An 8,870-nucleotide genomic window follows, 5' to 3' on the forward strand; every position below is an offset into this window, starting at 1 on the left:
GGGCGGAGCCCCGGGGGCCGGACGAGCCGCGCCATCGCCGCCGCGCGCGGGGGCGATCCGGCCCTCTCCACGGGGCGCGTTATCCCTGCCAAGCCCGGGTGAGCTCAATCGTCCGCGCAGGTGCCCCCCAAATCGCCTCCGCGTGGGGGCGCGTCGGCGATGGCGCGGCGGCGTCGCCTTGATTCCGCGCGGGGTGGGGCTTGAGTGGGGGGCCAGGTTGCCTAACATACAAGTATCAAATAGCGGTTGGCAGAAACGATCGGCCTATGCTGTCTTCGCTGACCTAATTCGTTCCCGGCGAGCGCTTATTTGACCAGGAATTGTAAATGAATACCTCAAAAAACTATCCAAAAAATCCCGAACATCCTTGCAATCATCCTCGTCTGCTTCGACATACCTATGCTTATGATACTGGCCAATTACTCGAATTTGATGCGCCCACTCTTTCAGGGATGCTGAAATTGAGCCTCCTTCAAAGATAGAGTTTATCCTCTTTGTGATGTCCGTTTTTTGCGCTGAAGCTTGTTGAGCTGATATTTCGTCAAAATCCGATTCTATTAAAATGCAAGCAAACTCTAGAGCCTGCAGATAAAGCTGGGTTGCAGTCTTCCATCTGTTTGAGTGATAATTAAATTCTGCGTCCTCAACAACGTCCTTTAATACATTCGGTAGAAAATCGGGGATATTGCTCTCTTTGACTGGAAACAACTCCGCATGCCTCAAATCTTCGACCCTTATTATTACGTCCTGCTTTTCAAAATCAGAGAATTCATAAATGTACCCAGTATTTACGTGAAATGAGACAAATGAGGAGCGGTGGCAGTTGTCACATTTCGCAAGGGAATCAATTCGGAAATCTGTTCCGCTATAGGTTATCTTCGAATGTGCTACGACTCGAGATATTGAGCGGACCCCGCAGTGACCGCAGGTCAACTGAAATGACATCTACCCAAACACCTCCACAAACTCCCGCCATTCCCCGGCACTCATCCCCGAATTCTCCTGCGTCACCGCTTCGCCGGCCAGCCGCCGTTTGATCACCTCGACGCCCTTGCCGCTCAGGTTCACCCCGCCCATCCGGTAATCCTCGAACGCGCCATAGGCCGCCGGGACCCAGTCCCGCACCATGCCGGCAATCGCCTCGGCATAGACGCGGATTTCATACTGCGCATGGGCATCGGCCCGAAGCCGCAGGAAGTGGAAGAGATTGTGCAGGTCGGTCTTCCAATACCATTGCGTGTAGACATTGGCGGGCAGGTTCATGCGGGCGAGTTCGCGCGCCAGCCCCTGCTGGCCGTCCTGGCTCAGCATCGCCTCGTAATTGTCATAGGCGCGCATCGAATCGTCCTTGAGGATGCGCAGCACGCGTTCGGCCTCTTCCCCTTGCAGCACCTCGCCCCGGCCCTGGTTGTTCACCACCGACTGCGCCGCCAGCGCGTCGGGCGCAGGGATGTAGAATTCCCGGTCGAGGATCGAGTAGCGCGCGGAATACTCGTTCACGTTCGCGGTGCGGTGGCGGATCCACTGGCGCGCCACGAAGACGGGCAGTTTCACATGCAGCTTCACTTCGCACATCTCGAAGGGGGTGGAGTGCCAGTGCCGCATCAGGTCGCGGATCAAGCCACTGTCAGCGCGGGCCTTTTTCGTCCCCGCCCCGTAGCTGACGCGGGCCGCCTGCACGATGGCCGCATCGTCGCCCATGTAATCGACCACCCGCACGAAGCCATGATCGAGCACCGGCACCGCGGTATAGAGGTGCTTTTCCATCCCCGGCGCGACGGCGCGCAAAGTGGGTTGCGCATTTTCGCGGGCTGCGGTGATATCGGCCAATTGATCGTCGCTGAGCGGCATCGTTTTTTCTTTCTTCTTCGGGGAATCGCACGTTCCCCAACATTTTGCCCCACCGGGGCGCAGGACCGCAAGATAAAGGGGTGATTTGAGTATGGCAGACCGCGGCACCGCTTTCCTGGAACGGCGCATGGGCGATTGGGCACGGGCCCGGCTGCACCCCCACCTGGCCGAGTTCATCATGTTCGTGCTAAAACAGGGTTGGGCGGCGCTCTTCGGCATCCTGTTCCTGGGCGCGATCATCCTGACCAAGCTGACATGGCAGCCGGACTGGGCGCTGTCGCGCTATGACGGGCTCTTTCTCTTTGCCGTGCTCACCCAGGCCGCCTTCGTCTGGCTGAAGCTGGAGGAATGGGAAGAGGTGCGCGTGATCGCGCTCTTTCACCTCACCGGCACGGTGATGGAGATCTTCAAGCTCGCGCAGGGCTCGTGGGACTACCCCGAGCAGGGGATCTTCGAACTGGGCGGCGTGCCGCTTTTTTCCGGCTTCATGTATGCCTGCGTGGGCAGCTACATCGCCCGGGTGATCCGCATCTTCCACATGGAATTCGCCCCCTACCCGCCGTACTGGACGACCGTTCTGCTGGCGGGCGCGATCTATGGCAATTTCTTCGCCCATCACTTTCTGCCCGACATCCGCTCGGGGCTCTTCCTGGCCACCGTCCTGCTCTTCTGGCGAACGCGCATCTGGTTCTTCCCCGGCACCGAGCCGCGCTGGATGCCGTTGCCGGTTGCCGCCGGCCTGGCCGCGGTCTTCATCTGGATCGCGGAGAATGTCGGCACGCTGACGCGCACCTGGGCCTATGCCGGCCAGGGCCAGTTCGACATGGTCAGCCTCGGCAAGCTCGGCTCGTGGTATCTGCTGCTCTATGTCAGCTTCGTCACCGTCACCCTGGTGATCCGCGACCAGCTGCAGCCCCATCCGGTCCGCCCGGCCCCACGAGAAATTTATCGCGGCCCCCACGGGACAAGCGAGCGCGGGCGCGCTACCATCCCCTGAAGAGCAACGAGGGGACCCCAAAGATGTCGATCAAGTATCTCCATACCATGGTGCGCGTGAAGGACCTGGAGGCCAGCATGGCCTTCTACCAGCTTCTGGGCCTGGTCGAGACCCGGCGCTACGAGAACGAGGGCGGACGCTTCACGCTCATCTTCATGGCGCCCCCGGGCCAGCCCGAATGCCCGGTGGAACTGACCTATAACTGGGATGGCGACGAGGGCCTGCCTTCGGACAGCCGCCATTTCGGCCACCTCGCCTACGAGGTCGATAATATTTACGAGATGTGCCAGCACCTCGCCGATAACGGCGTGGTCATCAACCGCCCGCCCCGCGACGGCCGCATGGCCTTCGTGCGCTCGCCCGACAATGTCTCGGTCGAACTGCTGCAAAAGGGCGACCCCCTGCCTCCCGCCGAACCGTGGGAGAGCATGGGCAATACCGGCCACTGGTGAGGGTCCTCGCCGCCATAGCCGCCCTCCTGGGGGCACTGGCGGCCAGCCCGGCCGCCTTGGCGCAGGACTGCCGCCTGGCGCTTCTCCTGGCGCTCGACGTCTCTGCCTCCGTCGACGAGGCCGAGCATCGCCTCCAGCGCGAGGGGCTGGCCGCGGCCCTCCTGTCGCCCGAGGTGCTCGACCCGCTCCTCAACGGCCCCGGCCCGGTGGCGCTGGCCGTCTACGAATGGTCGGGCCGCTTCCAGCAGGACGTGATCTCGGACTGGCGCCTCGTGACCTCCGAGACGCAGGTCCTTGAGATCGTCCGGGAACTCCAGACCGTTCCGCGCACCACGGGCGAATTTCCAACCGCGATCGGCTATGCCATCGGCTTTGCATCGACCATGTTCGCCCAGGCCCCGCCCTGCTTCTTCCACACGCTCGACGTGGCCGGCGATGGCCAGAACAACGACGGCTTCGCCCCGGGCCTCGCCTATGAACATTTCCCGCTCGATTCCGTCACCGTGAACGGACTCGCCATCGGCGGGGCCAGCCGCGAGATTCGCGACTATTACGAAACCGAGGTCATTCGCGGCCCCGGCGCCTTCGTGGAATTCGCCCGCGATCACAGCGCCTTCGAAGAGGCTATGCGCCGCAAGCTGGAACGAGAGCTTCGGGTCATGGTCCTGGGGGCCCTCACCCCCTGATCCGCCCCACCTTCATTGTTCCCAAAATATCCCGGGGGAGTCGCGCCAGCGACGGGGGCAGCGCCCCCAACCGTTTTCCGCTGCGGAAAACGGCCGCGATCCGCGCCGGATCGCGCGGGTCGGCGCCTACGGCGCCGAAACCGCTCAGACCGTCAGCAGCGCCGCGCCGACCCGGCGTCCTTCCGATAACAGCACGTTGTAGGTCCGCGCCGCCGAGGGCGACGCCATCGGCTCGGGCGCCACGCCCGCGTCCTCCAGCGCCCGGCGCAGGGGGGCAGGCAGCGGGGCCATGTCGGCCCCAGTTCCGATCAATAGTACGTCCAGCGCGCCCGCCAGCGCCGTCAATGCCTCGGGCGTGTCGAACCCGCCCCACAGCCGCACCCCGTCGGGCAGGCACAGCACGTGGCCCTCGAAGACCTCGCCGCCCACGCGGAAAAACCCCGGCCCGTAGCCGTCGATGGGCCGGGCTCCGCCAAAACTGATTTCCGTAAGCTGCATCTTCGGCCCTCGCCTGTCCTGTCCGTCCAAAACGCCTGCTGCCACCCGCGCCGCCACCTTACTCCCAGACCGGCAGCCCGGTCACCAGCGCCAGCCCGATCACGGCATAGGCGGCAGCACGATAGAGCCTCTCGTGTCGGGGATCAAACAGCGCCTGGCCCATCAGCGAGGTCAGGAAATAGGGCACCGACAGCAGGACCGCCAGCACGACCGTGTCGAGCCCCACCGCCCCGCGCAGCAGGAGGTTGCCCACCACCACCACGTCGAGCATGGCCAGGAAGAGGATCGTGTTGGCCCGGACAGACGCCGCCGCGCCCTGCCCGGCCAGGTAGAAGAGGATGACCGCAGGCCCCGTCAGCCCCGTCAGCCCGCCCAGGACTCCCGCCAGCGCCCCGATCGCCAGAAGCCCCGGCACCGCGACCTGGCCGCGATAGCGCCAGCCGGCGATCAGCGCGGCCAGCGTCACCGCCGCCACGCCCGCCACGATCCAGCGCACCGTGTCACGGTCCAGAAGCGTCAAGAGCCACAGCCCCACCGGCACCGTCACCAGCGCCGCAAGCCCCATCGTGCCAACCTCGCGCCGTTCGGCCTGGCCCCAGGCCCGGGGCAGCAGCGCGGCGGTGCTGGCCACGCCGGTCAGGGTGATGAGCGCGATGACATGGGCGGGCTCAAGGAATATGCCCGCCACCGGCACGAAGATCAGCGCCGTGCCGAAGCCCGTGAACCCGCGCACGATCCCCGCCGCGGCGATTGTCAGCAAGAGCCAGACAAGCCCCGGCGTGGCCAGGGCCGTGGCGATGATCTCAGGCATCGATATTGGCGAACTGGGTGCCGCCCGGCCCGGTGCCGCCGCCGCCCTCGGTCTTGGACCAGTCGCGCTTCACCCCAAGCCGCATCAGCAGCGACGAGGCCACGAAGATCGAGCTGTAGGTGCCCACGACGATCCCCCAGATCATCGCGAAGACGAAACCACGGATCACGTCGCCGCCGAGAACGAAGAGCGCGATCAGCGCCAGCAGCGTGGTAAACGAGGTCATCACCGTCCGGCTCATGGTCTCGTTGATCGACAGGTTCAGCAGCTCTTTGAGCTCCAGCTTTTTGTATTTGCGCAGGTTCTCGCGCACCCGATCGAAGACGATCACCGTGTCGTTCAGCGAATAGCCCACGATGGTCAGCAGCGCCGCGATAATGGCCAGGTCGAAACGGATCTGCAGCAGGCAGAAGATGCCGATGGTCAACGTCACGTCATGGATCAGCGCGATGACCGCGCCAAGCGAGAACTGCCATTCGAAGCGCAGCCAGATATAGACCAGCACCGCTCCGATCGCGAGCGCCACCGCGATGATCGCGGTCTGAACCAGCTCGCCCGACACGGTCGGGCCGACGCTTTCGACCGAGGGGAAGGTGATCGAGGGATCGACTACCTGCAACGCGGCCTCGATGGCGGCGATGGTGTCGGGGCTCACGGCCTCTTCGCCATCCTGCGCCTGCACGTTGATCAGCGTCACGTGCTCGTCCTCGTCGAAGGTCGGATCGAACACCTCGGTGATCGAGATGTCGCCCAGGTTCAGGTCCTGCAACGCGGCGCGGTAGGCGGCCACGTCCACCTGGGAATGGGCATCGGTTCGGATCGTGGTGCCGCCCCGGAAATCGATCCCGAAATTGAGCCCCACCATGAAAAACAGCACGATGGAGGCGATCATCGCCACGACCGAGGCCCCGAGGGTGACCGTGTCGATGCGGAAGAAATTCCAGTTCGTCTCGGACGGAACAAGCTTCAGACGCATGGGATCAGACCTCGATTTTCTTGGGCCGGCGGCGTTCGAACCAGATCACGATCAACAGCCGCGTCACGTAGATCGCGGTGAAGACCGAGGTGATGATCCCCAGCCCCAGGGTGATGGCAAAGCCCCTGACGGGACCGGAGCCCATCACGTAGAGGATGACCGCGGTGATGAATGTGGTGATGTTGGCGTCATAGATCGCCGAACGCGCCTTCTCGTAGCCAAGCTCGATCGCCCGGCTCGGCCCCTTGGCGGTCTTCAGTTCTTCCCGGATACGCTCGAAGATCAGCACATTGGCGTCGACCGCCATACCGATCGTCAGCACGATCCCGGCAATGCCCGGCAGGGTCAGCGTGGCGCCGATGGCCGACAGAAGCCCGAAGATGAGGCCCACGTTGATCATCAGCGCGATATTGGCGAAGACCCCGAAGAGCCCGTAGCTCGCCACCATGAAGACCAGCACCGCGATGCCGGCAACGGCGGCGGCAACCTCGCCCGCGGCGATGCTGTCGGCGCCCAGTTCCGGGCCGATGGTGCGTTCTTCGAGGAAGGTCATCTCGGCAGGCAGCGCGCCTGCACGCAGCAGCACCGCCAGTTCGGTCGAGCTTTCCACGGTGAAGTTGCCGCTGATCTGGCCCGAACCGCCGCAGATCGCCTCGCGGATCGTCGGGGCCGACAGCACGTGTTCGTCCAGCACGATGGCAAAGGGCGCGCCCACGTTGTTCTGGCTGAATTCGCAGAAGGTCCGCGCGCCCGAGGTGTTCAGGCGGAAATTGACCGAGGGCAGGCCGTTCTGGTCAAAGCCCGGCTGCGCATCCGACAGGTCCTCGCCGGTCAGCACCGGGGTCTGTTCCAGCCGGTAGAGCACGCCCTCGTCATCCACGTCGGGCAGCACCAATTCCCGCGCGCCCGCTTCCACGTTGCCCTCGCCGCCCCGGCCGGTGACCGGGTGGAAGGTCAGCCGCGCGGTGGTGCCGATCAGGCGCTTGAGCTCCTCGGCACTGCCGATGCCCGGCACCTGGATCAGGATGCGGCGGTCGCCCACGCGCTGGATGGTGGGTTCGCGCGTGCCGACCTCGTCGACGCGGTTGCGCACGATTTCCAGCGACTGGCGCAGGGTGCGGTCGTCGGTGGCGGCGCGTTCGGCTTCCGACAGGGTCACGATCACCACGTCGCCCTCGGCGCGCACATCGAGCGTCGAGGCCCCGACGCCCGTCAGGCTGGACACCGGTGTCGACAGCGTGCGCACGGCGGCCAGCGCGGCGTCCATTCCTTCGGGCTGCGAGATGCGCACCCAAAGCTCGTCATCGGGCGAGGGCTGGCGGCGGATCGTGCCCACCGTCTCGCGCTCCTCGCGCAGCACCTCGCGCACGTCGGGCCACAGCCCGTCCATGCGCGCGGCATAGACGTCTTCGACCTGCACTTCGGCCAGCAGATGCGCGCCGCCGCGCAGGTCGAGCCCGAGATTGACCAGCGTCGCGGGCAGGAAGCCCGGCCAGCCGGCCACGTCCTCGGCCACGTCTTCCGCGCTGGCCAGGCCTGCCTCTACGGCAGCCAGCCCGTCATTGTGACGTTCCACGCGGGGATAAAACAGGTTGGGCATCGCAAAGGCGAGCCCCAGGGCGACGACGCCCCAGATCAGAACCCGGTTCCAGAGGGGGATATTGAGCATCGTCGCGCCTTGTTTACTCGGAAATTATTCGCCGGCCGGTTCGGTCTTGTTGACGACGCGCACGATGGTGTTGCGCACGACGCGGACCTTGACGTTGTCGGCCAGTTCGACCTCGACCTCGTCGTCGTCCTTGACCTTGGTGATCTTGCCCAGGAAGCCACCCGAGGTGATGACCTGGTCGCCACGGCGCAGGGCGGCGATCATCGCCTCATGCTGCTTGCGCTGCTGCTGCTGCGGGCGGATCATGAGGAAATACATGATCACGAAAATGAGGATAAGGGGGACGAATCCTGCGATGCCTTCCATGGGGGGTGTCCTTCTCGTTCCGTGGCACGGGCGGCCTTTGTTTTGTGTCCTGCCCCCGTGAAATCGGCGGCACGTTACTGGCGCGAGGGGGGAAGCGCAAGGCGCGCAAGGTCCGAATGCCCCTCCCCAAGGCAGCTTTGATGGGCATATGGTGTGTCAGCGGTCAAACGCAATGGACGAGTGAGCGATTATGAGTGACACAGTGACCCTGCCCCTCTTCCCCACATGACATGGGGCGCGTCTTGCTTCCTGAAAGGTTGGGAGACTTGGATGGAAACCCAATTCTTTTAGCATTCGTTAAGCCGCCATGGTCGGCCGCCTCACCAGGCATTGATCCCTCCTGGCGAAGGAACTGACGGCCATTCCGTCTGCACGGGGGGTGTACGGGGGGTGCACAGGGGGTGTACGGGGGGCGCCCCCCTATTTTCCGGTTCAAACCCGGTGCGGTTTGGGGCATAGATCACCTCCGAAACGCCCGCCCACAGAGGCCCAGACATGCACGATATACGCGCCATCCGCGAAAACCCCGACGCCTTCGACGCCGCCCTCGCCCGCCGGGGCCTGCCGCCGCAATCGCCCGCCATCCTGGCGCTCGACGAAGAGCGGCGCGCCTGCATCTCGGCA

The 8,870-nt window shown here is 64.4% G+C and carries 10 protein-coding genes and 1 pseudogene; 4 read left to right on the top strand and 7 right to left on the bottom strand.

Annotation, left to right across the window (positions count from 1 at the left end):
- Positions 1 to 264: 264 nt before the first annotated feature.
- On the bottom strand, positions 265 to 945 hold the full coding sequence (locus ACEQXV_RS19350) for a DUF4145 domain-containing protein (RefSeq protein ID WP_370270532.1): 681 nt from the start codon (positions 943 to 945) through the stop codon (positions 265 to 267).
- On the bottom strand, positions 946 to 1,851 hold the full coding sequence (gene thyX, locus ACEQXV_RS19355; RefSeq protein WP_370270533.1) for an FAD-dependent thymidylate synthase: 906 nt from the start codon (positions 1,849 to 1,851) through the stop codon (positions 946 to 948). It lies immediately after the preceding gene.
- Positions 1,852 to 1,942: 91 nt separating this feature from the next.
- Here thyX and ACEQXV_RS19360 point away from each other — a divergent pair, with 91 nt between their 5' ends.
- Genes ACEQXV_RS19360 through ACEQXV_RS19370 form a run of 3 tightly spaced genes read left to right on the top strand, consistent with a single transcriptional unit; the run spans position 1,943 to position 3,986 of the window.
- Positions 1,943 to 2,848 (top strand): DUF817 domain-containing protein, encoded by a 906-nt coding sequence (locus tag ACEQXV_RS19360; protein ID WP_370270535.1) that lies wholly within the window; start codon positions 1,943 to 1,945, stop codon positions 2,846 to 2,848.
- 23 nt (positions 2,849 to 2,871) lie between these two features.
- Complete coding sequence (locus tag ACEQXV_RS19365; RefSeq protein ID WP_370253324.1) at positions 2,872 to 3,300, top strand: VOC family protein; 429 nt, start codon at positions 2,872 to 2,874, stop codon at positions 3,298 to 3,300.
- Positions 3,297 to 3,986 (top strand): DUF1194 domain-containing protein, encoded by a 690-nt coding sequence (locus ACEQXV_RS19370; RefSeq protein ID WP_370270536.1) that lies wholly within the window; start codon positions 3,297 to 3,299, stop codon positions 3,984 to 3,986. Before ACEQXV_RS19365 ends, ACEQXV_RS19370 begins: the two co-directional genes overlap by 4 nt.
- Before the next feature lie 144 nt (positions 3,987 to 4,130).
- On the opposite strand, the gene ACEQXV_RS19375 is transcribed toward ACEQXV_RS19370, so the two are convergent.
- From ACEQXV_RS19375 to yajC, 5 genes are read right to left on the bottom strand one after another with little or no spacing between them, the layout of a single operon-like run.
- Complete coding sequence (locus tag ACEQXV_RS19375) at positions 4,131 to 4,484, bottom strand: Mth938-like domain-containing protein (protein WP_370253327.1); 354 nt, start codon at positions 4,482 to 4,484, stop codon at positions 4,131 to 4,133.
- A gap of 58 nt (positions 4,485 to 4,542) precedes the next feature.
- Positions 4,543 to 5,295, bottom strand: coding sequence for a TSUP family transporter (locus ACEQXV_RS19380; RefSeq protein WP_370270538.1), 753 nt, complete (start codon positions 5,293 to 5,295; stop codon positions 4,543 to 4,545).
- Positions 5,288 to 6,271 carry a protein translocase subunit SecF gene (secF, locus tag ACEQXV_RS19385; RefSeq protein ID WP_370270540.1) on the bottom strand — a complete coding sequence of 328 codons (984 nt, stop codon included), beginning with the start codon at positions 6,269 to 6,271 and terminating at the stop codon, positions 5,288 to 5,290. The genes ACEQXV_RS19380 and secF overlap by 8 nt, the downstream gene beginning before the upstream one ends.
- 4 nt (positions 6,272 to 6,275) lie before the next feature.
- Positions 6,276 to 7,940 carry a protein translocase subunit SecD gene (gene secD / locus ACEQXV_RS19390; protein ID WP_370270541.1) on the bottom strand — a complete coding sequence of 555 codons (1,665 nt, stop codon included), beginning with the start codon at positions 7,938 to 7,940 and terminating at the stop codon, positions 6,276 to 6,278.
- Between the two features lie 24 nt (positions 7,941 to 7,964).
- Complete coding sequence (gene yajC, locus ACEQXV_RS19395) at positions 7,965 to 8,246, bottom strand: preprotein translocase subunit YajC (protein ID WP_370253332.1); 282 nt, start codon at positions 8,244 to 8,246, stop codon at positions 7,965 to 7,967.
- Between the two features lie 495 nt (positions 8,247 to 8,741).
- Between yajC and ACEQXV_RS19400 the strand changes: the two are divergent.
- Positions 8,742 to 8,870 (top strand): annotated as a pseudogene (locus ACEQXV_RS19400) (serine--tRNA ligase); the annotation flags it as partial.

Origin of the sequence: Nioella sp. (genome assembly GCF_964229645.1) — a bacterium.
In the GTDB taxonomy this organism is placed as follows: Bacteria; Pseudomonadota; Alphaproteobacteria; order Rhodobacterales; family Rhodobacteraceae; genus Nioella.

Excerpts from the sequence above, each read along its gene's own strand:
- ACEQXV_RS19350 (WP_370270532.1), bottom strand. The coding sequence starts at position 945 with ATGTCATTTCAGTTGACCTGCGGTCACTGCGGGGTCCGCTCAATATCT.
- thyX (WP_370270533.1), bottom strand. The coding sequence starts at position 1,851 with ATGCCGCTCAGCGACGATCAATTGGCCGATATCACCGCAGCCCGCGAA.
- ACEQXV_RS19360 (WP_370270535.1), top strand. The coding sequence starts at position 1,943 with ATGGCAGACCGCGGCACCGCTTTCCTGGAACGGCGCATGGGCGATTGG.
- ACEQXV_RS19365 (WP_370253324.1), top strand. The coding sequence starts at position 2,872 with ATGTCGATCAAGTATCTCCATACCATGGTGCGCGTGAAGGACCTGGAG.
- ACEQXV_RS19375 (WP_370253327.1), bottom strand. The coding sequence starts at position 4,484 with ATGCAGCTTACGGAAATCAGTTTTGGCGGAGCCCGGCCCATCGACGGC.
- ACEQXV_RS19380 (WP_370270538.1), bottom strand. The coding sequence starts at position 5,295 with ATGCCTGAGATCATCGCCACGGCCCTGGCCACGCCGGGGCTTGTCTGG.
- secF (WP_370270540.1), bottom strand. The coding sequence starts at position 6,271 with ATGCGTCTGAAGCTTGTTCCGTCCGAGACGAACTGGAATTTCTTCCGC.
- secD (WP_370270541.1), bottom strand. The coding sequence starts at position 7,940 with ATGCTCAATATCCCCCTCTGGAACCGGGTTCTGATCTGGGGCGTCGTC.
- yajC (WP_370253332.1), bottom strand. The coding sequence starts at position 8,246 with ATGGAAGGCATCGCAGGATTCGTCCCCCTTATCCTCATTTTCGTGATC.